23 protein-coding genes are annotated in these 22,239 nt (G+C 58.1%); 17 read left to right on the top strand and 6 right to left on the bottom strand.

Annotation, left to right across the window (positions count from 1 at the left end; all coding sequences use genetic code 11):
• Positions 1-118: 118 nt before the first annotated feature.
• Positions 119-1,246, bottom strand: coding sequence for an iron-containing alcohol dehydrogenase (locus F8R23_RS14735; RefSeq protein ID WP_151415751.1), 1,128 nt, complete (start codon positions 1,244-1,246; stop codon positions 119-121).
• A gap of 265 nt (positions 1,247-1,511) precedes the next feature.
• Between F8R23_RS14735 and F8R23_RS14730 the strand changes: the two genes are divergently transcribed.
• From F8R23_RS14730 to F8R23_RS14720, 3 genes are all read left to right on the top strand, one after another.
• On the top strand, positions 1,512-2,270 hold the full coding sequence (locus F8R23_RS14730; protein ID WP_129934148.1) for a response regulator transcription factor: 759 nt from the start codon (positions 1,512-1,514) through the stop codon (positions 2,268-2,270).
• Positions 2,271-2,371: 101 nt separating this feature from the next.
• Positions 2,372-3,673 carry an NAD(P)/FAD-dependent oxidoreductase gene (locus tag F8R23_RS14725; RefSeq protein WP_129934149.1) on the top strand — a complete coding sequence of 434 codons (1,302 nt, stop codon included), beginning with the start codon at positions 2,372-2,374 and terminating at the stop codon, positions 3,671-3,673.
• Positions 3,674-3,694: 21 nt separating this feature from the next.
• Positions 3,695-4,060 (top strand): cupin domain-containing protein, encoded by a 366-nt coding sequence (locus F8R23_RS14720; protein WP_112349061.1) that lies wholly within the window; start codon positions 3,695-3,697, stop codon positions 4,058-4,060.
• Between the two features lie 41 nt (positions 4,061-4,101).
• Here F8R23_RS14720 and F8R23_RS14715 read toward each other — a convergent pair whose 3' ends face one another.
• The 4 genes from F8R23_RS14715 to F8R23_RS14700 all read right to left on the bottom strand — a co-directional run bounded on the left by F8R23_RS14715 (position 4,102) and on the right by F8R23_RS14700 (position 8,094).
• On the bottom strand, positions 4,102-4,908 hold the full coding sequence (locus F8R23_RS14715) for an alpha/beta hydrolase (RefSeq protein ID WP_129937923.1): 807 nt from the start codon (positions 4,906-4,908) through the stop codon (positions 4,102-4,104).
• 96 nt (positions 4,909-5,004) lie between these two features.
• Positions 5,005-6,117 (bottom strand): class II histone deacetylase, encoded by a 1,113-nt coding sequence (locus F8R23_RS14710; protein ID WP_151415750.1) that lies wholly within the window; start codon positions 6,115-6,117, stop codon positions 5,005-5,007.
• A gap of 13 nt (positions 6,118-6,130) precedes the next feature.
• Positions 6,131-7,303, bottom strand: coding sequence for an MFS transporter (locus tag F8R23_RS14705; protein WP_129934152.1), 1,173 nt, complete (start codon positions 7,301-7,303; stop codon positions 6,131-6,133).
• A gap of 140 nt (positions 7,304-7,443) precedes the next feature.
• Positions 7,444-8,094, bottom strand: coding sequence for a helix-turn-helix transcriptional regulator (locus F8R23_RS14700; protein ID WP_112349064.1), 651 nt, complete (start codon positions 8,092-8,094; stop codon positions 7,444-7,446).
• Positions 8,095-8,704: 610 nt separating this feature from the next.
• Here F8R23_RS14700 and F8R23_RS14695 point away from each other — a divergent pair.
• The 5 genes from F8R23_RS14695 to F8R23_RS14675 are packed head-to-tail and all read left to right on the top strand — an operon-like array spanning position 8,705 to position 13,139.
• A complete protein-coding gene (locus F8R23_RS14695; RefSeq protein WP_151415749.1) occupies positions 8,705-10,198 on the top strand; it encodes an APC family permease in 1,494 nt (497 codons plus the stop codon).
• Complete coding sequence (locus F8R23_RS14690; RefSeq protein ID WP_151415748.1) at positions 10,173-10,760, top strand: DUF3156 family protein; 588 nt, start codon at positions 10,173-10,175, stop codon at positions 10,758-10,760. Before F8R23_RS14695 ends, F8R23_RS14690 begins: the two co-directional genes overlap by 26 nt.
• Positions 10,753-11,535, top strand: a complete 783-nt coding sequence (locus F8R23_RS14685) for an SDR family NAD(P)-dependent oxidoreductase (protein ID WP_151415747.1) — start codon at positions 10,753-10,755, stop codon at positions 11,533-11,535. Before F8R23_RS14690 ends, F8R23_RS14685 begins: the two co-directional genes overlap by 8 nt.
• Before the next feature lie 10 nt (positions 11,536-11,545).
• Positions 11,546-12,343, top strand: a complete 798-nt coding sequence (locus tag F8R23_RS14680; RefSeq protein WP_151415746.1) for a MoaF C-terminal domain-containing protein — start codon at positions 11,546-11,548, stop codon at positions 12,341-12,343.
• 4 nt (positions 12,344-12,347) lie between these two features.
• The gene (locus tag F8R23_RS14675; protein ID WP_112349069.1) at positions 12,348-13,139 is read left to right on the top strand and encodes an SDR family oxidoreductase; all 792 of its coding nucleotides are present in this window, start codon (positions 12,348-12,350) and stop codon (positions 13,137-13,139) included.
• Between the two features lie 55 nt (positions 13,140-13,194).
• Here F8R23_RS14675 and hpaR read toward each other — a convergent pair whose 3' ends face one another.
• Positions 13,195-13,647, bottom strand: a complete 453-nt coding sequence (hpaR, locus tag F8R23_RS14670; protein WP_129934158.1) for a homoprotocatechuate degradation operon regulator HpaR — start codon at positions 13,645-13,647, stop codon at positions 13,195-13,197.
• Between the two features lie 324 nt (positions 13,648-13,971).
• Here hpaR and F8R23_RS14665 point away from each other — a divergent pair, with 324 nt between their 5' ends.
• From F8R23_RS14665 to hpaA, 9 genes are all read left to right on the top strand, one after another.
• Positions 13,972-14,604, top strand: a complete 633-nt coding sequence (locus F8R23_RS14665; RefSeq protein ID WP_099063182.1) for a fumarylacetoacetate hydrolase family protein — start codon at positions 13,972-13,974, stop codon at positions 14,602-14,604.
• A complete protein-coding gene (locus F8R23_RS14660; RefSeq protein WP_112348524.1) occupies positions 14,601-15,365 on the top strand; it encodes a fumarylacetoacetate hydrolase family protein in 765 nt (254 codons plus the stop codon). The genes F8R23_RS14665 and F8R23_RS14660 overlap by 4 nt, the downstream gene beginning before the upstream one ends.
• The gene (gene hpaE / locus F8R23_RS14655; RefSeq protein ID WP_129934159.1) at positions 15,362-16,816 is read left to right on the top strand and encodes a 5-carboxymethyl-2-hydroxymuconate semialdehyde dehydrogenase; all 1,455 of its coding nucleotides are present in this window, start codon (positions 15,362-15,364) and stop codon (positions 16,814-16,816) included. The genes F8R23_RS14660 and hpaE overlap by 4 nt, the downstream gene beginning before the upstream one ends.
• 52 nt (positions 16,817-16,868) lie before the next feature.
• A complete protein-coding gene (gene hpaD / locus F8R23_RS14650) occupies positions 16,869-17,726 on the top strand; it encodes a 3,4-dihydroxyphenylacetate 2,3-dioxygenase (protein ID WP_085119592.1) in 858 nt (285 codons plus the stop codon).
• Positions 17,727-17,735: 9 nt separating this feature from the next.
• Positions 17,736-18,122, top strand: coding sequence for a 5-carboxymethyl-2-hydroxymuconate Delta-isomerase (locus F8R23_RS14645; protein ID WP_129934160.1), 387 nt, complete (start codon positions 17,736-17,738; stop codon positions 18,120-18,122).
• A 10-nt stretch (positions 18,123-18,132) separates the two neighbouring features.
• Positions 18,133-18,936: a 2-oxo-hept-4-ene-1,7-dioate hydratase gene (hpaH, locus tag F8R23_RS14640; RefSeq protein ID WP_085119594.1), complete on the top strand. Its 804-nt coding sequence runs from the start codon at positions 18,133-18,135 to the stop codon at positions 18,934-18,936.
• Positions 18,937-19,000: 64 nt separating this feature from the next.
• Positions 19,001-19,795: a 4-hydroxy-2-oxoheptanedioate aldolase gene (hpaI, locus tag F8R23_RS14635; RefSeq protein ID WP_129934161.1), complete on the top strand. Its 795-nt coding sequence runs from the start codon at positions 19,001-19,003 to the stop codon at positions 19,793-19,795.
• A 30-nt stretch (positions 19,796-19,825) separates the two neighbouring features.
• Positions 19,826-21,196: a 4-hydroxyphenylacetate permease gene (gene hpaX, locus F8R23_RS14630; protein ID WP_151415745.1), complete on the top strand. Its 1,371-nt coding sequence runs from the start codon at positions 19,826-19,828 to the stop codon at positions 21,194-21,196.
• A gap of 59 nt (positions 21,197-21,255) precedes the next feature.
• Positions 21,256-22,152, top strand: coding sequence for a 4-hydroxyphenylacetate catabolism regulatory protein HpaA (hpaA, locus tag F8R23_RS14625; protein WP_151415744.1), 897 nt, complete (start codon positions 21,256-21,258; stop codon positions 22,150-22,152).
• Positions 22,153-22,239 lie beyond the last annotated feature (87 nt).

Raw genomic sequence — 22,239 nt, 5'->3', positions numbered from 1 at the left:
TTCTTGCCAAAAATCTTGATCAGCACGCCGACCAGGATACCAATGGCGATGCCGGTAAAAATCCAACTGACGATACCCATTTCCAATCTCCCGCTATTACTTTGAGCGAATTATATAATCATTCGACGCGGAAAGCGCCTTCGATCATCAGCTGTCGCTGGGGCGCGCTGTAGTCGATCAATGAGTTCTTGCTGTTGGATTTTGCCAGCGTCACCGCCAATTCGTCGGCAGAAATCGGCAGGTCGTCCTGCCAGAAGGTGGCGATGGCATGGCGGGTAATAAAGTCGATCAGATAGCGCTCCGGGCTGTCCTGTTGCTCGGGGAACAGACGCGCGGCGAGTTCGGCCATCAGCGCCCGTTGCTGCGGTTGTTCGCTTTGTGCCAGCAGTTCGAGGAACGGCAACAGCAGGCGGCCGCAAACCTGGCCGTGGTGATAGTCACGCAATGCGCCAATCTCACCGGCAATGCCGTGGATCACCCCCAGTCCAGCGGCGCTCAGCGTCAGCCCGCCAAGGTACGAGGCCTGCATAATATCCTCGCGGGCCTGGGCGCTGCGGTTGAGTGCCGGCCAGGCGAGCAGGAAGTGGCGAATGCCGGTCAGCGACATCTCGCGGGTCATGGCGTTGGCGGTTTTAGACAAATAGGCTTCGAACAAATGGGTGAAGGCATCGATGGCACAATAGGCCAGCACCTTGTCCGGTGCGCCCTCCAGCAGTTGAGGATCCAGAATGGCGGTATGCGGCACAAAGTTGTTATGGCGCAGCGAGGCTTTCACCTTACTGAAGTGGGTGTCGGTGATCACCGCGTTCTGGGTCACTTCGCTGCCGGTACCGGCGGTGGTCGGAATGGCGATCAGCGGCAGGGTGGCACCGCTGATTTTCGTATCACCGACCTTTTCCATATAGCGCAGGGTTGGCAGCGGATGCTCCACCAGGGCGGCAAACGCTTTGGCGGCATCCAGCACGCTGCCACCGCCGATGGCCACCACTCGCTGGGCTTTACCGCGCCAGCGTGCCACCCAGGCGTCGATCTCCTGCGGCGAAGCCTCGTGGCTGACGATCTCCGTGCCGATCAACAGCGGTGTCAGCGCGTCGGCCAGAGAGGAATATACCGCACCATTGAGGAATGAGCGGCAGCTAAACAACAGCGTCGGCTGTGGTTCGGCGGTCAGTAGCGGGAGCAGTTGGCTGATACTGCCGTGGCCGAACCAGGTATGGCGGTTGGCGATCGTCAGGCTGGGGGTCATGGTCTCTCCTTGGCGCGCGAAAACCACAGCATAAGCCAGCCTCTGCGGCTGAACCACTGCTTTTCGCTGCCTGAAAGGCATCCGTTAATATATTAACCCAGCATCTCTGAGCCTGACGGCGATAATCGGGCGAAGGTGTGATTTGTTTAACATGTAAACAATTGTGCTGTTGCATTTGCTGCTATTGAGTGTTTTCTATAACAAGCAGGCCACGGTACAGCCGGAATAAGGTGATTGTTAATTTGTTAATGATGGCGAGGCGGAGATGAATATTCAGGTCGAAAGATTATCAGCGGTGATCGACACAGTGGCGACCCCGCGTTTCTATCCCAGCCTGCTGGCCTGGCTGGAAGGTTATTTCGCCTTTGATAACGCCATTGTTTATGCCTTCGACCGTGGTCAGCCACCATGCTGCCTGATCAAAACCGAGAAAGAAAACAGTGACGCGGTAAATCAGCTCTACCAGCAGGGCGCTTATCTGCAGGATCCGTTTTATCAGGCGCTGAACGGCGGTGGGGGTAGCGAGGTCTTGACCCTGCGTCAACTGGCCCCCAGCGGCTTTTATCACACTGAGTATTATCGTAATTTTTATCGCATGACCGGCTGGCATGACGAAGCCGGTGTGCTGCTGCCGCTGACGCCGGAACGCGGGTTGGGGGTGTTTTTTGGCTCGGTGCGCCAGTCGGTGGGTGTGCGTTCCCCGCAGCTGGCAGACCTGAGTGACGCGCTGACACTGCTGAAAAGCGTCGCTCGCCTGCATGGCGAAGTGAGGGTTGCGCCCGCCATGCCAGACCGGGTAACGGACAGTGCCGTGCAGGCGCGTTATTTGCTGACTCCGCGGGAGCGAGAGATTGTGGATCTGATCCTCGACGGCTGCGGTTCGCAACAGATCGCCGACCGGCTGTTTATCAGCCTGGGCACGGTGAAAAACCACCGCAAAAACATCTACAGCAAGCTGGATATCGGCTCACAGGCCGAATTGTTCAGCCTGCTGCTGGCCACACCGCTGCGTCGCAGCGCCTGAGTGTTAATTATTTGTTGCGAATGTCCCTAAGGGGACATGGTGGCCGTCGGGCCGCTTGCCGATAATCCGTTGACAGAGCCAGGGTCATCGGGAGTGCGGCAGTGAATAATAATATCGAATCCTTAACCTACTACGCGGCAACCAAAAAGTACGATCTGCGCTTCCCCACGCTGGAAGAGGATCTGGATGTTGACGTGGTGATCATCGGCGGCGGCTTCTCCGGCATCAACACCGCGCTGGAGCTGGCGGAGCAGGGCATCACCAATATCGCCATTCTGGAAGGCCGTCATTTGGGTTACGGCGGTACCGGGCGTAACGGCGGGCAGGTGATGGCCGGTATCGGCCACGATCTGGAAAAGATCAAACGCCACGTTGGCCCGGCCGGGCTGGAAACCATCTTTAAAATCAGTAATCTCGGCGCCGGGATTATTCGCGAGCGCATCAAAAAATACCAAATCGATGCCGATTTCTGCTTTGGCTATGGCTACCTGGGCAGCAACGCGCGGCAGGAGAAAACCCTGCGCAGCTGGCTGAAGGAGTTCAAGGCGGTCTCGCCAGACGAAGAGATCGAACTCTATACCGGATCCGAGGTGAAGCAGGTGGTGGGATCGGACGCCTACACCTGTGCATTGAAACACATGGGCGGCGGCCACGTGCATTCGCTCAACCTGTTGCTGGGCGAGGCACAGGCGTTGAGCGGCTACGGCGTGAAGATCTTCGAAAACAGCAGCGTGCTCGACGTGGAGTATGGCCCGCGCATAAAGGTGCGTACCGCCATGGGGTCGGTACGTGCCAACAAAATGCTGTGGGCGTGCAACGGTTTTCTCAACGGCATGGAGCCGTTCATCTACAACAAAACCATCAATACCTACGCTTTCCAACTGGCGACCGAACCGCTGTCTGACGAACTGATCCGCCAGATCAGCCCGATCCGCGGTGCCTACAGCGATATCCGCCCGGTGATCGACTATTACCGGGTGACCAACGAAAATCGCCTGCTGTTCGGCAGCGCCACCCGCTTGATCGAATACATTCCGGCAGATCTCAAAGCCTGGAACCGTCATTTGATGTTGAAGGTGTTTCCGTACCTGCATAACGTCAAGATCGACCTGGCCTGGGGTGGGCCGCTGTGCTGCAGCGCCAACCTGTTCCCGCAGATTGGCACCTTGCCGCAGCACGATAACGTGTTCTATGTGCAGGGCTATTCCGGTTTTGGCGTAACCCCGAGCCATATCGTTTGCAAGGTGCTGGCGGAGGGCATGGGTGAAGGATCCGATCGTTACGATCTGATGAGTTCGATCCCACACGTCAATATCTTCGGCAAGGACAAACTGCGGCGGGTGATGACCACCGCCGGCAAGGTGTGGCACCAGACATCCGGCTACTGGAAAGGCCGCCGCTAATTCTTATCACAGGAGAGAAAAATGAAACCATTACTGCTTAAACAACCGCTGCCTGAACTGCTGGAGATTGGCAGCGTCAGTAATCTGGGCGCCAAAGTGATCGCCGGTGAACCAACCGTCGGCGTGGCGGGTATTTTCGGTGAGCCGACCGACAACCTGAGCTGCGGAATTTTTAGCTGTACCCGTGGCACCTTTGTGATGGAGTATCCGTTTGCCGAACATGCCACGGTGTGGGAAGGCACGGCAACGCTGACCGATGAGAACACCGGCCAATCCGTGCAGTATCAGGCCGGGGATTCGTGGTTTGTTGAGAAAGGCACGCCGGTGCGCTGGGAGATCACCTCCGATCGCTTTGTGAAACACTATCTGGCGATTGTCGAAGGTTGATCTCGGCGCCAGCCCCTCTCCAGCGGGAGAGGGGCAATCCGCTATCCCAGCACCCGCTTAATAAAGTCGCCGATCCGCCGCAATATCTGATCCTTGTTGGTTTCGTTAAAACTCTCATGCCGTCCGCCGGGGTTAATCATGACCTCAAAATCACTGCCCTTCAGTAGATTGATGGTGGTTTGTGATTGCGCCATCAGCACCAGCCGGTCGTCGTCACCGTGTATCCACAGCGTGGGCAGTGCGCCGAAGCCCGGCCCGTTGTTGATTTTGGCCAGTATCTGCTGCATGGCGTGCAACGTCGGGCGTTTGAAGGGCCCATGCCACACCAGCGGATCGGCCTGATAAGCCACGCCGACTGCCGGATCGCGCGACAGGGTGGCGGTATCGAGAGGTTCATCAGGGATCTTCGACAGGCCAAGCAGATCGGAGATCTGGGTTCTTTCGCCGATCAACGGGCCGGAGAGCACCAGCGCGCGCACGTCATCGCCATAACGCTGAACGTAGCGAGTGGCGATCATGCCGCCCATCGAATGGCCGATGACCACCAGTGGGGCGTCAAGGTGTAATGCCTTAAAATGCTCGACTACGCGGTGAACGTCGTCGACTACGGCATCATAATCCTCAATCAATACGCGTTCACCCTGTGACAACCCATGGCCGAGATGGTCAGGTCCGAACACCCGCGCACCCTGTGCTTCTAACGTTCGCGCCACGTACTGATAGCGACCGAGATGCTCGCCATAACCGTGCACCAGCAGCGCCAGAAAGCGTGGCCGCTCATGGCCCCAATCGTGGACCGCAATGTCGCCCTGACTGCCTTTGATAAAGCTGATTTTCTGTTCAGACATATTATTTTTCTCATCGGTAGGGATTTAGAAAGTCCTATTCAGCGTAGCGGCAAAGCGGGGAATGGGTAGGGGCGCGGAGTGCGCGCCCCGTAGTGATTAGCGAATGAACTGTTGCGCCAGCGTATCGATGGCCTGGCGTTGGAACTGATTGAAGGCCTCGCGCGGCTGCTGCTGTTGGATGAACTCCAGCAGCGGATCCTGGGCTTCGGTGCGGATGCCACTGAGTTGTTCCATCACCGCCAGGCCGCAGAACGGCACGTAGGATTCGGCATAACCGCCCTCATGCACCATCACCAATTTTCCTCCACACAGACGGTCGGCCGCGTCCTGCACCAAAGCCGTCATGTTGCGGAAACTGTCGCTGTGCAACTGCATGCGTGCCAGCGGATCCAGGGCGTTGGCGTCGTAGCCGCAGGCGACTATGATCAACTCCGGCTGGAATTGCTCCAGCGCCGGAATGACAATCTGCTGCATGGCATACAGATAACCGTCGTCACCGGCCCCGGCCAGCAGCGGAATATTGATGTTATAGCCTTCGCCTGGCCCGGCCCCGCAGTCTTGTTCACCGGAGTACCCGGCGGGGAAGCAGCCGTCCTGATGCAGCGACAGCGTCAACACGTCGTCACGCTGCCAGTAGATATGCTGGGTACCATTGCCGTGATGCACGTCCCAGTCGAGTACCGCCACTTTGCCCAAACCGTATTTCTGTTTAGCGCGCTCGATGGCGATCGGGATATTGGCCAAAAAACAAAAGCCCATCGATTGGTCAGGCAGGCAGTGGTGTCCCGGCGGGTGTGACAGCGCATAGGCGTTATCCAGCTCACCCAGCAGCACGGCCTCGACCGCCGCGCAGGCTAACCCGGCGGACAGTTTGGCAATCTCATAGCTGCCCGGTCCCAGCGGGGCTTCTTCCCCCAGCATGCCGCCGCCGTTGTCGCTCAGCTGTTTAAAACGTTGCAAATAATCGGCCGGGTGAATGCGCAGCAGGTCTTCATCCGTCGCCAGTTCGGCGCTCAGCAGTGTGAGCTGACGCGACAGGCCGGACACATCCATCAGGTTCTTCATCCGCCGTTTGGTTTCCGGCGACTCCGCATGGCCGGCCCCCGAAGGCGGTTGCACCCAGCCGCCAACCGGCAGCGTGGTAGTGTGCAGGCCGGTGCTATGCCAGAAACAGCGTTCATCAAACAAAAAACCGGTTTTTCTTTTCACCTTTTTACTCCTGTTAAACGGCGCGGCGAGCGCGCGGTGAAGCCAACACAATCAACAGTAACGACAGCAGTGAGCAGCCCAATGCGCCAACCAGCAGCGCGTCAAAACCGCCTGAAGATTCAATCAGGTAGCCGGCCAGCGTCGGGCCAATCGCCATACCGCCGCCAATCACCAGATTGATGTTGTTCATCAGCTTGCCGTTGTTATCCAGCCCGGCGACGCGGGCCAGAATAAACGGCAGTACAAAGGTCCAGGTAAATTTGAATAACACCGCCGCCATTGCGAAGCGCAGCAACAGGGGCTCGCGGATCAGCAGCGCGATACCGGCGAGCAGCAAACCGTAACCCAGCCAAATCAGCCGGTTGCCGCCACGACCGGCACTGATCAAAGCGGCAGCGCCGGCACCGACGATGCCGAACAGCGTGGCGGTGGCCAGTACCTGACCACTGTGTACCGGTGAAAGACCGGCCGCGGCGGCGATGCTGCCGATAAAGGTCCAGACCGCGCTCAGGCTGATATAAAAGGTCAGTACCGACAGTACGGCGATGATTTTGCGCAGCCGGGGTGCGGCGGCGGAATGAGCGGCGGATTGCACCGGGTGAAACCCGCTGGGGAAGGAGCCGATCAGCGGCAGGCAGCACAGCATGATAGCCGCCAGGATCAGATAGACCGCCATCAACCCAAAATGGGCGAACAGCGGCGGTAGCACCAGCAGCCCGACCGCGCCCAACACCAGTTGGCCGAGAACCCACAGGGCGTAAACCCGGCTGGGGTTGGCGGTGCCCGCCGCGCAGGTGATACACAGGATCATCAAGGTACCGCCCGCCAGCGAGGCGACAAAGCGTAGCCCCAGCAGCAGGCTGAAATCGCTGACCCACACCGAGGCCAGGTTACCGGCGATAAACACGGCCGCTGCCAGTGCTGCCACCCGGCGCCAGTTAACGCGGCTAATCCACCACCAGGCGGGCAGCGTGGCCAGGCTCATTGCCCCCAGTTCGGTAGAAAACAGATGGCCGATTTGCGCCGGCGTCAGCAGCCATTGGCTGGCCAACTGCGCGGCTATGGCCGGTGCGGTCATCAGGATGCCCGGCGCAATGGCGGCAAAGAGGATAATGGCGGTCAACAGCCGTGGCGGGCAGGGAAGCGCCGCCCCGACGGTGGGCACAGAAACAGAATCACTGGACATAATAATGATCTCCACGGGGTAAGCCTGAGTCAGATATACCCGCGATGCCATGTTTTAGGCAGGCGGAAACCGCGCCATTGATGACGAATAATTAACGCGTTTAATTTATCGGTCATAAGCCATTGCTATGGCTTAATTTATCATCCGTGTGCAATAAAACTGTTGGCGACCAATTCGGTGCGGTTTACGACTTCGGTTTTGGCAAATATATTGCGCATATGGGTTTTCACCGTCGAAAGGGAAATACCCAACTTCAGCGCGATGCGTTTATTACTGGCCCCTTCGCGCACCATATTAACGATCTCTTGCTCCTTGGCCGTCAGCAATTGGGCTTCACCGCCGGGCAGCAGATCGCGGGTCGCCAGCTCGATCAGCGGCATCACCGCCCGCAGGCGACCGCGCTCCAGCTCGGTAAACGGCGTATCGCGAATCAATGACACTCCGGCGACAATGCGTTTACGCTGGCGGATAAATATCTCCGTCATATCGCGCATGTGATTGGGCAACATAAAGTCATGATAATAATGGCGGTTATTGGCGATCGCCGCCGGGCTCATGCCGACCATATTAATATCCTGCTGGTGGAAGTTGGCCGGTTTAAGCGGATCAATCTGCTGGAAATGATTCAAATACTGCTGGTGGGTGTTATCGGAAATGCCATGCAAAATATAATGGTCTGGCCGCAGATCCGGATTAACCAAATAAAATACCCCGGCGGACACCGGGATAAGATGAGCGATGGTGTTCAGACAGCTCGTGATAAAGGCATCGGATGGTGCAGTGGTGTGCATGATTCATTTCCTCCCCTTATCATTCTGTCTGGAGAACTATTGCGGTCAATATATGAACGATACAAGCATAGCGGTAGCAATTTTGCAACACAATTAAAACATATTAACAACGTGAGCCGGATTGCAATAAAATACATAAATAACAAGGTGGCGATTGGGAGGTGATGGCTCCTGTGGCCTTTTGGTGTTCTTGTTTCGTTAACATATTAACGAAATAATTGTACCCTTCCCGCTGAATTTACAGTGATTTCCCTTTTACCGTGGTGCCACCTGCCGCGGATCACCCTTTTGTAACCCCGCAGGGCCGTCATCGACAGCTCGTTCTTAAGAACGATAGACAAACACAGCAGCGCTTATTCTTCTCTGGAAATCCTTTCACGCCGGCTAAAACCATAACGGCTGGCCGGACTAAAAAGGTAAGACGAAAAAGCTATGGCTCGGCCCGGGTATCTAAGGCTAAATAGCAGCTTTGCGATCAAATCCTCTCGTTCTTAAGGACGATAGTCAGCATTTTCTTTTCCTCTCTATAGTGATATTGCCGCCACTGGTGACGCCAAACCTGCAAATGCAACATCAGGGCAAAACGATAAAACTATAAGAGGAAATAACCATGAACCTGTCGTCGCGGCTTCACGCCCATCTTGAGCGGGGCAAGGTCGGATTCCCCACCACGCTGGCCAGTTCGGTCGGGGTGATTATGGCCAGCCCGGTGATCCTTACCGTCACCAGCGGTTTTGGCATCGGCGGCGACACCTTCGCACTGGCGATGCTGATCGCCTTTATCATGATGCAGGCGCAGCTCACGACTTTCTCGGAAGCGGCGGCGATCCTGCCGACCTCAGGCTCGGTCTATGACTACATTGCCTGCGGCATGGGGCGCTTTTTTGCCATTACCGGCGCGCTGTCGGCCTACCTGATTGTGCATATCTTTGCCGGTACCGCCGAAACCATACTCTCCGGCATCATGGCGCTGGTGAATTTCGAGCACCTCAACACCCTGATGGAAACCCACAATGCCTCCTGGATGGTCGGGGTTGGGCTGGTGATCGTGTTCGGCATACTCAACGCCTTCGGCATTGAGGCGTTCGGTAAAGCGGAGATTGTGCTGACCTTCGCCATGTGGAGCACGCTGGTGATCTTCGGCATTGCCGGGCTGTTGTCACCGCATGCGGTACCGCTGGAAGGCTGGTTCGGCAGCACGCTGAGCCTGAACGATCCGTTTGCGGTATTCAGCCTGATCGGTATGGCGATGTTTATGTTCGTCGGCTGCGAACTGGTCACGCCAATGGCACCGGAGATCAAACGCTCCGCCAGCGTGATCCCGCGAGCCATGTCGCTGGGGTTATGTGGCGTAGCGGTCTGCATGGCGTTATACGGCGCAGCGCTCAGCCACCAGGTGGAAAACGTGCTGGTGGATGCCGCCAATGGCGTTCATCTGCTGGACACGCCGATGGCCATTCCGGCCTTTGCCGGCCAGGTGATGGGGGAATTCGGCAAATACTGGCTGGGCATCGGGCTGCTGCTGGCCGGGGCCGCGACCATCAATACGCTGATGGCGGCGGTGCCGCGTATTCTCTACGGCATGGCGCTGGATGGCGCGCTGCCGCGCATCTTCGCTTATCTGCATCCGCGTTTTAAAACCCCGGTGGTGGGGATCCTGGTGGCGGTGTTGATCCCCTGTGTGCACGCCTTCGCCATCCAGGGCGATCTCGATCGCATTATCCCGCTGGTGCTGGCGGCGGTGTGCGCCTGGGGCGTGGCCTACCTGCTGGTGACCTGCTCAGTGGTGATCCTGCGGATCCGCCGTCCGGATCTGCCGCGTGCCTACAAATCGCCCTGGTTCCCGCTGCCGCAAATCGTCTCCAGCGTCGGTATCGTGCTGGCGATTATCTATATCACTCCGCCAGGCATGAACCCGCGCGCGGTGTACATCCCTTTTAGCATCATGATTGGCCTGACAGCCGCTTACGCGCTGTTTTGGACCCTGTGCGTACAGAAGGTCAACCCGTTCAAACCGGTGCCGGTTGAGCAGGTGCTGGAAACCGCTTTTGCCAAGGGAGAAAACGAGGAGGCGCAGTTTGATCGGCTTACTTCCCTCACTTAACCGCCTCTGGCAGCGTTCCCCGACAGGCTATCAGCCGGGAGTGACCCTCAGCCGCCTGGCGAACAACCTGCAGCCCTATGCCTGCGAGCGCGTTACGCCGTGCCTGCTGCGGCTGACGTTGCCACAGGGGCCGGTTATTGACATCAGCGAACAGGTTAGCGCGCTGTTTATGGCACATATCGTCACTCAGCGTTTTCAACGGCAGGGGGACTGTCGGCTGACAGAGCCGCTGACGCTGCGTATTACCGCCGGGGGATGGTTACGGCGAAGCGGTGTGGTTTATCGCGCCAGCCGGAATGACGCAACGGCGCAACGGGTGATCGCCGCCCTGCAGCGTTATCCGCAGATCGGCCAAACGCTGGAGCAACTTGATTTTCACCGTATTCAACTGACGGTGGTTGCCGGTCGTTGGCGGTTGGAGATCGAACATTTTGCCGCGTCGGAAGTGGTCAGCCGTTTGCCCGCCGGTCGTCGCTATCTGCGGCTGGAGCCGGAGCAACGGCGGTTGCTGCTCAGCAGCCTGCTGATGATCGGCCAATTGATGGAGAAAATCGATGAGTAGAGTGGTGGTGATTACCGGTGGCGGCACCGGCGTGGGGGCCGCCTGCGCCCGGTTACTGGCAGCCCACGGCGATCGGGTGTTTATCATCGGGCGCCGCCGTGAACCGCTGGCCGCGCTGGCCGATGAGATTGGCGCTCAGGCGTTGGTCGGCGATGCCGCCAGCGGGGAGTGTTGGCGAAACCTGCTGCTGCCGGCCATTTTGCAACAGGCCGGGCGCATCGACTGCCTGATCGGCTGCGCCGGCGGCATGGGGTTGGGGCGTATTACCGAGATTGGTGACGATGACTGGCGTCAGGCGCTGGACAGCAACCTCAACAGCGCCTTTGCCAGCGCCCGTGCCTGCCTGCCGGAGCTGGTGAAAAGCGGTGGCAACCTGCTGTTTGTCGCCTCTATTGCTTCATTGGCAGCCGGGCCGGAAGTCTGCGGCTATGTGACTGCCAAACATGCGCTGATCGGGCTGATGCGATCTATCGCCCGTGACTACGGCCCGCTGGGGGTGCGCGCCAACGCGGTGTGCCCTGGTTGGGTGACGACGCCGATGGCGGATGAAGAGATGCAGCCGTTGATGGCCGCGCACCAACTGACGCTGGAACAAGCCTACCAGCGGGTGTGCCGCGACGTGCCGTTACGCCGCCCGGCCAGTGCCGAAGAAATCGCCGGCATCTGCCGTTTTCTCTGTTCGCCAGAGGCATCAATTATTACCGGCGCGGCGCTGGTGGCCGACGGCGGCTCAACCATCGTCGACGTGCCGACATTGGCTTTCACTTCCCTTTAAGGAGCATCAAATGAGTTCAGAAGCGGTATTTATTCAGGTGGGCGCGCTGGCGGAAGGCTTTGCGCCGCACAGCAATACGCTGGAACAACAACACGGCCTGAGCGGCACCACGCTGGCACTGCGCTTTGCCGACGGGGAAACGCTGTGCTGTCATTTCGTCGATCAGCAGACGCTGAGCTGGGGTGAGTACCGGGGCATCGCTTATCGTGCCACCAGCATTCGCCCCGGGATTCTGTTTATCGATTTTCTCGATCCTGCGCAGGACAACGCCAGTATTACGCTAGTGTGCGATCGTAATCAGGGCAATTTCACTGCAGTCTACGGCCAGTTGCCGGATGAGCAGCAGACACGACTGGATGCCTTCAGCCGGGTTGAGCAGGGACTGCCGCTGACGGCGGTCAATGCGGAGTTCCACTTTGGCACGCTGGATGATGCCACCGTTGCGCCGCCACAGTTCACCGATGAGTTAATCGGCATGCGCAATATGTACACCTACAGCCCGACCGAACGCTATGAACACATTTACCTGAACGACAATTTCTATGCCTGGCAGTGCCTGGACGGGGTAGAGAAAGGGCTGGCGGATGTCGATCGCTGTCATTACGTGAGGGTGGCCGAACAGCTCTACCTGTTCGTGTGGCGCGAGAAGATCGTGCCGACGCTGGGCGTGGTGATGATCGATCTGCAGGGCATGCGTACCGACGGCAAGATCCTCGGTTATCAGGGCAGTGACTTCAGTGCGCTGAGCAATTTTGCCGTCGGTGCCCACGCCCAGGTGCTGAATACCACGCGTCATCCACGGGGATAGGCCGATGAAGACACCATATGCGGCCGATGCCTTTAGCGGCCAGGTGGTGCTGGTGACCGGCGGCGCGCAGGGCATCGGGTTGGCGATTGTCAGCGCCTTTGCCCGGCTGGGGGCCACGGTGGTACTGGCGGATCTGCAACTGCAGAAGGCGCAGGATGAGGCGGAAATTCTGCAACAACAAGGTTGGCGGGTACAGGCAATGGCCTGTGATCTGGCCGATCCGGGGCAGGTTGCCGAACGGGTGGCAGAGGTAGGCCAAGGGTATAAGCGGCTGGACGTGGTCGTCCACAACGCGGCCTACTTCCCGCTGACTCCCTTCGCCGAGATTGACGCGGTGCTGTTGCAACGCACGCTGAGCGTCAATCTGATGGCACCGTTTTTTCTGGCACAGGCGGCGTTGCCGTGGATGCAGCGTCAGGGCGGTGGCAGCATTCTGGTGACCTCGTCGGTCACCGGGCCGCGGGTGGCTTATCCGGGGCTGGCACACTATGCCGCCTCGAAAGCCGGGGTGAACGGTTTTATTCGCGCGGCGGCGCTGGAGTTGGCGGGGGCGGGGATACGGGTCAACGGCGTGGAGCCGGGGATGATCCGCACACCGGCGATGGCTAATCTGGGGGGCGCTGCGGTCAATCAGGCGATTGCCGCAGCGGTACCGCTAGGGCGGCTGGGAGAGCCGGAAGACATTGCGGCGGCGATGGTGTTTCTCGCCTCACCGGCGGCGGCCTATATCACCGGCCAAACGCTGGTGGTGGACGGCGGCGCATTACTCCCCGAGGCGCATCCTCTTCTTTCTTGACATCGCAGCGTTGTTGGCTGCAACGCCAATTAATTAGAGGAGATAGTCGGAAGGATCATTTCTTTGTTGGATGGGCGGTCACGTTGGCGGGCAGTTTGTCGCCAAGCCGGATCAGTTCGTCCAGCAGCGTCATCAGTTGTTCCATCTTCTGCTGCGAAAACGCGGCTTCAATCTCACCGTAGCCCTGCTCCACCTGATGCCGCGCCACCTCATACAGCTCTTGGCCTTGCTGGGTCAGCGAAACGTAAAGCTTGCGCTGATCGTTAACCGGCTTCAGGCGGAAAATCAGCTTGTCGCGTTCCATGCGCGACAAGATGCCGGTCAGGCTGGGGCGCAGAATGCAGGTTTCTGCCGCCAACTCGTGGAACTCAATTGAACGGCTGTTGGCCAACACGCGAATGATGCGCCACTGCTGCTCGGTCAGATTATGGCTTTTCAGGATCGGGCGGAAAAAGCCCATGGCGGTTTCACGCGCCTGCAGCAGGGCAATGGTTAAGGATTCATGCATAGATTTGGCCTTAGCTATCAAGGTGTTCGTTATTCCGGTGCCGAACGCAGGGATGCAATGAACGGCCTGGATTTATTAATAACTTAATAGTAGCCAAGTTTACCCCGACGGATAAAGCGAAAATGTAGATACGGGTGAAAAAATCGCCTTAAATTGATTAATGCGTTGAATAATCACGCTAATGTTCGCAATTTGTGAATATTTTGTTATCACGATCACAAATCAATCCTCCCGCGTTGCGTAAAAGCTGAACAGCGTATAAAAGTAATCATTAACATATTAATGAATGCCGGTTGTCATGTTCTGTCATTGAAAGGAGTTTGCATGAAAGGCACTGTATTTTCCGTCGCGTTGAATCACCGCAGCCAGATGGATGCCTGGGATCAGGCGTTCCATCAGCCACCTTATAAAACCCCACCCAAGACCCCGGTGTGGTTTATCAAACCGCGTAATACCTACCTCGCTAACGGCGGGGCGATCCCGTTTCCTGCCGGTGAGCAAGTGCAGAGCGGCGCGACGCTGGCGGTGGTGATTGGTAATACCGCGCGCAAGGTGCCGGCCGAACGGGTGGCCGACTATCTGGCCGGTTATGCGCTGGCCAATGACATCAGCCTGCCGGAAAGCAGCTTTTACCGCCCGGCGATCAAAGCGAAATGCCGCGACGGTTTCTGTCCGCTGGGGGATCTCGGCCAGTTGGCGACCACCGGTAAGCTGGAAATCATCACCGAAATCAACGGCGTGGAACAAGATCGTTGGTCGACGGCCGATCTGCTGCGTTCGGTGCCGGAACTGATCGCCGCCATCAGCGATTTTATTACCCTGCAGCCGGGTGATGCGGTGCTGATCGGCACGCCGCACCAGCGGGTTGAGATCAAACCCGGGGACGAAGTGACGGTGCGTGCCGCCGGTCTGCCGACCCTGACCAACCGCGTGACGCAGGCAGGAGAAGCATCATGAAACACGCCCGTATTCGCCATCATGGCCAAATTGTTAACGTCAACGTCGACGATCAACTGCGTGTCACTTTGCCGGACGGCAGCGTTGTCGATGAGTTGGACGTCGAGTGGTTGCCACCGGCGCAAGGCACGGTGTTTGCCCTGGGCCTGAATTATGCCGACCACGCCAGCGAGCTGGAATTTAAGGCACCGGAAGAACCGCTGGTGTTCCTGAAGGCACCGAACACCCTAACCGGGCATCGTCAGGTGTCGGTACGTCCGGCCGACGTCGAGTATATGCACTACGAAGCCGAGTTGGTGGCGGTGATCGGCAAGACTGCGCGCAATGTCAGCCGCGAAAACGCCATGGACTATGTGGCGGGTTACACCCTGTGTAACGACTACGCCATCCGCGACTATCTGGAAAATTACTATCGCCCGAATCTGCGGGTGAAAAGCCGCGACACCCTGACGCCAATCGGCCCGTACATTGTCGATCGCGATGATATTGCCGACCCGCACAGCTTGGCACTCAGCACTTACGTCAACGGTGAACTGCGTCAGCGCGGCAGCACCGGCGACATGATTTTTGATATCCCCTATTTGATCAGCTACCTGAGTGAATTTATGACGCTGCAGCCGGGCGACATGATCGCCACCGGCACCCCGAAAGGCTTGGCAGACGTACAGCCGGGTGACGAAGTGGTGGTGGAAATCGAGGGTATCGGCCGTCTGGTTAACCACATCATCAGTGAAAAAGATTACGAGGAAAGCCTGCGATGAAAACCATCAACCATTGGATTAACGGTAAAAACGTAGCCAGCAAAGAGTACTTCACTACCAGCAACCCGGCCAACGGCGAGGTGCTGGCGGAAGTGGCGTCCGGCGGACAGTTGGAGATCGACCAGGCGGTGGCCGCCGCCAAGGCCGCCTTCCCGAAATGGGCCAATACGCCAATGAAAGAGCGTGCGCGTCTGATGCGGCGTCTGGGTGAACTGATCGACGAGAACGTACCGCAGATCGCCGAGATGGAAACTGCCGACACCGGTCTGCCGATCCACCAGACCAAAAACGTGCTGATCCCACGCGCCTCGCACAACTTTGAGTTCTTCGCCGAGATCTGCCAGCAGATGAACGGCCGCACCTACCCGGTGGACGACAAGATGCTCAATTACACGCTGATCCAGCCGGTCGGGGTGTGTGCGCTGGTGTCGCCGTGGAACGTGCCATTCATGACCGCCACCTGGAAAACTGCGCCTTGCCTGGCATTGGGCAACACCGCGGTGCTGAAAATGTCCGAGCTGTCACCGTTGACCGCCGATCGTCTGGGCGAACTGGCGCTGGAAGCCGGTATTCCTGCCGGGGTGCTCAACGTGGTGCAGGGTTACGGCTCTACCGCCGGGGATGCGTTGGTGCGCCATAAAGACGTGCGCGCCGTCTCCTTTACCGGCGGTACCGCCACCGGTCGCCGGATTATTGAAAGCGCCGGGCTGAAGAAGTTTTCCATGGAGCTGGGTGGTAAATCGCCGGTGCTGATTTTTGAGGATGCCGACATTGAACGTGCGCTGGACGCGGCGTTGTTCACCATTTTCTCAATCAACGGCGAACGTTGCACCGCCGGTTCTCGCATCTTTATTCAGGAGAGCATTTACCCGGAATTCGTCAAACGCTTCGCCGAGCGCGCCAACCGCCTGCGAGTGGGAGATCCACAAGATCCCAACACCCAGGTCGGAGCGTTGATCAGCCCGCAGCACTGGGAAAAAGTTTCCGGCTATATCCGCCTTGGCATCGAAGAAGGGGCAACTCTGCTGGCCGGCGGCCCGGATAAACCGGCCGGTCTGAGCCACGGCAACTTCCTGCGCCCAACGGTGCTGGCGGATGTCGACAACCGGATGCGTATCGCGCAGGAGGAAATTTTCGGGCCGGTGGCCTGCCTGCTGCCGTTCAAATCAGAAGAAGACGGCCTGCGCATGGCCAACGACGTGGAATACGGCCTGGCGTCGTATATCTGGACGCAGGATGTGAGCAAGGTGCTGCGTCTGGCCCGCAATATTGAAGCGGGCATGGTTTTCGTTAACACCCAAAACGTACGCGATCTGCGCCAGCCGTTTGGCGGCGTGAAATCCTCCGGCACCGGCCGCGAAGGCGGGGAATACAGCTTCGAAGTGTTTGCCGAGATGAAGAACGTGTGTATTTCCATGGGTGATCACCCGATCCCACGCTGGGGCGTTTAAGTCTGCCTCGGCACTGTTTCACGGAATCATTTTTTGTTTCATGTGAGGTTGTATGGGTAAGTTAGCTTTGGCCGCCAAGATTACGCATGTTCCATCGATGTATCTGTCGGAAATGCCAGGAAAAAACCACGGTTGCCGTCAGTCGGCGATCGACGGTCATAAAGAGATCAGCGCGCGCTGCCGTGAAATGGGCGTCGACACCATTATCGTATTCGACACCCACTGGCTGGTGAACAGTGCCTATCACATCAACTGCAGCCCGCATTTCGAAGGGCTGTATACCAGTAACGAACTACCGCACTTCATCCGCGACATGACCTACGAATACGAAGGTAACCCGGCGCTGGGGCAGTTGATCGCCGCGGAAGCCTGCAAACTCGGGGTGCGTGCCAAGGCGCATGAGATCCCAAGTTTGAAGCTGGAATATGGCACGCTGGTACCGATGCGCTACATGAACAGCGACCAGCATTTCAAGGTGATTTCGATTTCGGCGTTTTGCACCGTACATGACTTTGCCGACAGCCGTCGGCTGGGTGAGGCGATCAAAACCGCGATTGAGAAATACGACGGCACGGTGGCGGTATTGGCCAGCGGTTCGCTTTCACACCGCTTTATCGACGACCAGCGTGCTGAAGAAGGCATGAACAGCTATACCCGCCAATTTGACCAGCAGATGGACGAACGGGTGGTCAAGCTGTGGGAAGAGGGGCGCTTTCGCGAGTTTTGCGAAATGCTGCCGGAGTACGCCGACTACTGCTACGGCGAAGGCAACATGCATGACACCGTGATGCTGCTCGGCCTGCTGGGGTGGGATAAATATGACGGCAAGGTGGAGTTCATTACCCCGCTGTTTGCCAGTTCCGGCACCGGGCAGGTTAACGCCGTGTTCCCGCTGCCGGCCGAAGCCTGAGGAGCCTCCATGCCCCATTTTTACGCTGAATGTACCGACAACATCCGCCGTGAGGCGGATTTACCCGCGCTGTTCGCCAAGGTCAATCAGGCGCTGGCGGATACCGGGATTTTCCCACTGGCCGGGGTGCGCAGCCGTGCTATCTGGCTGGATACCTGGCAGATGGCCGACGGCCGGCGGGATTATGCTTTCGTGCATATGACGCTGAAGATTGGCCACGGCCGCAGCCTGGAAAGCCGTGAACAAGTGGGGGCGATGCTGTTCACGCTGATCACCGAGCACTTCGCCGAGCTGATGGCCAACCGCTTTCTGGCGCTGTCGTTCGCCATGGAAGAGCTGGATCCGGTGCTGAACTACAAGCAAAACAATGTCCACGCGCTATTCCGTAAAGAGTAAGGGGCCGTCAATGTTGGATAAAGAGCTGGTTAGCCGTGCCGTGCAACGTTTGCATCAGGCGGAGCAGAACCGTGAGCAGATCCGCGCGCTGTCGTTGGATCATCCCGAGATCTCCATCGAAGACGCCTATGCCATTCAGCGGCAGTGGGTGGCGCTGAAAATCGCCGAAGGCCGCACCTTGAAGGGCCATAAAATCGGCCTGACGTCGCGCGCTATGCAGGTCAGTTCGCAGATCACTGAACCGGATTTTGGTGCGTTGCTGGATGACATGTTTTTCAACGACGGTAGCGATATTCCGATCGATCGCTTTATCGTGCCGCGCGTGGAGGTCGAGCTGGCGTTTGTGCTGGCCAAGCCATTGCGTGGGCCGAACTGCACGCTGTTTGACGTCTACAACGCCACCGATTACATCATTCCGGCACTGGAAATCATCGATGCACGCAGCCATAACGTCGATCCTGAAACTCAGCGCCCGCGCAAAGTGTTCGACACCATTTCCGATAACGCCGCTAACGCCGGTGTGGTGATGGGCGGTCGGCCGATCAAACCGGACGCGTTGGATCTGCGTTGGATCAGTGCGTTGCTGTACCGCAACGGGGTGATCGAAGAATCCGGTGTCGCAGCGGCGGTGTTGAACCATCCGGCCAACGGCGTGGCCTGGCTGGCCAACAAGCTGTTCCCGTATGACGTGGAACTGGAAGCTGGACAGGTGATCCTTGGCGGCTCCTTTACCCGACCGGTAGCCGCACGACGTGGCGATACCTTCCATGCCGATTACGGCCCGATGGGCTGCATTAGCTGCCGGTTTGTTTGATTTCCCCCCTAACCACCCCCTCTCCCAGAGGGGGTGGTTAGGGGACAACACCATGGAGAACACAATGTTAACCAACGTTTTTAAGCAGGCGCTGCAGGAAAAACGCCCGCAGATTGGCCTGTGGCTGGGGTTGTGCAGCAGCTACAGCGCCGAACTGCTGGCCGGTTCCGGTTTTGACTGGTTGTTGATCGACGGCGAACACGCGCCCAACAACGTGCAAACGGTGCTGGGGCAGTTACAGGCGATTGCGCCTTACCCGAGTCAGTCAGTGGTGCGCCCGGCATGGAATGACGCGGTGATGATCAAGCAACTGCTGGATATCGGCGTGCAGACACTGCTGATCCCGATGATCCAAAATGCCGAGCAGGCGCGTGATGCGGTGCGTGCTACCCGTTATCCGCCGCACGGCATACGCGGTGTTGGCAGCGCGCTGGCGCGTGCCTCACGTTGGAACCGGGTGCCGGATTATTTGCAACAGGCCGACGCGCAGATGTGCGTATTGGTGCAGATCGAAACCCGTGAGGCCGTGAAAAACCTGGATGAGATCCTGCAGGTGGAAGGGGTCGATGGGGTGTTTATCGGTCCGGCAGATCTGAGTGCCGATATGGGGTATGCCGGCAATCCGCAGCAACCGGAGGTGCAACGCACCATCGACGATGCCATTGCGCGCATCAGTGCTGCCGGCAAGGCACCGGGCATTCTGACCGCTAACCCGGAGCTGGCGGAGCATTACCTGGCGTCCGGCGCGCTGTTTGTCGCGGTCGGGGTAGATACCACCCTACTGGCGCGGGCGGCAGAATCCCTGGCCGGTCGCTTTAAGCAGCAACAGCCCCCCGTGCAATCCCCTAGCGTTTATTAGGTTGCAGGACGCAATCTTACTGGAGACACCATGAGCAACGTCGATTCGCTGCCGCCGGTTAACCCGGCGCAGCAACATAAAGCGTTAACCGCCACCGAGCAATCGGTGATTAAAAAGTTATTTCGGCGACTGATTATTTTCCTGTTTGTGCTGTTTGTTTTCTCTTTCCTCGACCGTATCAATATCGGTTTCGCCGGGTTAACGATGGGCAAGGATCTCGGCCTCAGCTCGACCATGTTCGGTCTGGCGGCGACCCTGTTCTACGTCACCTATGTGATCTTCGGTATCCCGAGCAATATCATGCTGGGGATCGTCGGGGCACGACGTTGGATCGCCACCATTATGGTGCTCTGGGGCATCGCCTCGACCTGTACTCTGTTCGCCACCGGGCCGACCAGCCTGTATGTGCTGCGGATGGTCGTCGGTATTACCGAAGCCGGTTTTCTGCCGGGTATTCTGGTGTATCTCACCTACTGGTTCCCGGCGTTTTACCGCGCTCGCGCCAATGCGCTGTTTATGATCGCCATGCCGGTGACCATGGCGATTGGGTCACTGGTGTCCGGCTATATACTGGCGCTGGACGGGCTGATGAACCTCAAGGGCTGGCAATGGCTGTTCCTGGTGGAGGGAATACCTTCGGTGCTGTTGGGCGTGGTGGTGTGGTTCTACCTGGACGATACTCCGGCCAAGGCCAAATGGCTGACCGACGAAGAAAAAACCAGTCTGAAAGCCATGATGGACGCCGACAAGTTGCAACTGGTGCAGCCCAATGGGCCGGGTAGCCATCGGGCTATGCAGCAGCGCAATCTGTGGCGAGAGATCTTCACCCCGATTGTGCTGATGTACACGTTGGCTTATTTCTGCCTGACCAACACCCTGAGCGCCATCAACATCTGGACACCGCAGATCCTGCAGAGCTTCAACCAGGGCAGCAGCAATATTGTGATCGGTATTTTGGCGGCGATCCCGCAGATCTGTACCATTGCCGGGATGATTTGGTGGAGTAAAAGATCGGATCGACTACAGGAGCGCAAGCACCATACCGCGCTGCCGTATCTGTTTGCCGCCGCGGGTTGGTTGCTGGCTTCGGCTACCGATCACAGCCTGATCCAACTGCTGGGGATCGTCATGGCTTCTGTCGGCTCGTTCACCGCCATGGCAATATTCTGGACCACGCCGGATCAGTCGATCAGCCTGGAGGCGCGGGCGATCGGGATCGCGGTGATCAACGCCACCGGCAATATAGGATCGGCGGTCAGCCCGCTATTGATCGGCTGGTTTAAGGATCTGACCGGTAGCTTTAACTCCGGGCTGTACTTTGTTTCGGCGCTGCTGATCATCGGCGCGTTGATCGTCTGGCGTATCCCGATGCAAAGTTCACGTCCACGGGCCACGCCTTAGTGAGGACAGTTTGCGGGCGCGGTATGCGGCGCCCCTTACCGGGGGAATGAGGTCATTACATGCAGAAAAGTACCGGTTTTATCGCCAACATCGATATCTGCAAAGAGTACGATGCGCGTTACGCCACGGATGAAGTGCATTATGAAACCTTTGCCGGGCTGGCGGCCTTTTTTGGCCGCGATATGCAGGTGCACTGGCACGACCGCTTCTTCCAGGTGCATTTTCTGGAGACCGGCAAGATTGAGCTGCAGTTGGACGATCAGCACTATTCGGTGCAGGCACCGCTGTTTATCCTGACACCGCCCTCGGTGCCGCATGCCTTCTTCACCGAGCCGGACAGCGACGGTCACGTGCTGACGGTGCGCCAGGAATTGATCTGGCCCATGCTGGAGCGGCTGTACCCCGGCAGCAATCTGGCAATGGATATGCCGGGTATTTGTCTGTCGATGGCCGACGCGCCGCAGGAACTGACAGCGCTCAGCCATTATTGGGCGTTGATCCGGCGTGAGTTCGGCCAGCGCTTGGCCGGTCGCGAACAGACGCTGGCGTTGCTGGCACAGGCGGTGTTGACCCTGCTGTTGCGCAATGCATCGCTGGAAGATTCTGCCACCTGTGGGGTGCGCGGCGAGCTGAAATTGTTCCAGCGTTTCAACCGGATGGTGGACGAACGCTTCCGCGATCACCTACCGGTACCGGACTATGCCCAGGCGCTGGGCGTCACCGAATCAAGACTCAACGACCTGTGTCGGCGTTTCGCCAATCAGCCGCCCAAACGACTGATATTCGATCGCCTGCTGCGTGAGGCCAAACGCATGCTGCTGTTCAGTGCCTGCACGGTGCATGAAACCGCTTATAGCCTGGGTTTTAAAGATCCGGCCTATTTCGCCCGCTTTTTCAATCGGCTGGAAGGCTGCTCCCCCTCGACCTACCGTGCTGCACAACATTCCCTTTCGTAAGCTGGATCACAGTTTGCCGCTAAAGCGGCAAACCTGCCTGAAAAGTACCGGCGATTGCTGCAAAAGTCTCTTCTCGAAACCGGCGTT

This window comes from Serratia proteamaculans (genome assembly GCF_008830365.1).
GTDB lineage: Bacteria > Pseudomonadota > Gammaproteobacteria > Enterobacterales > Enterobacteriaceae > Serratia > Serratia proteamaculans.
The sequence above is the reverse complement of the archived record's forward strand: the minus strand, read 5'-3'. Positions and strand labels throughout refer to the sequence as shown.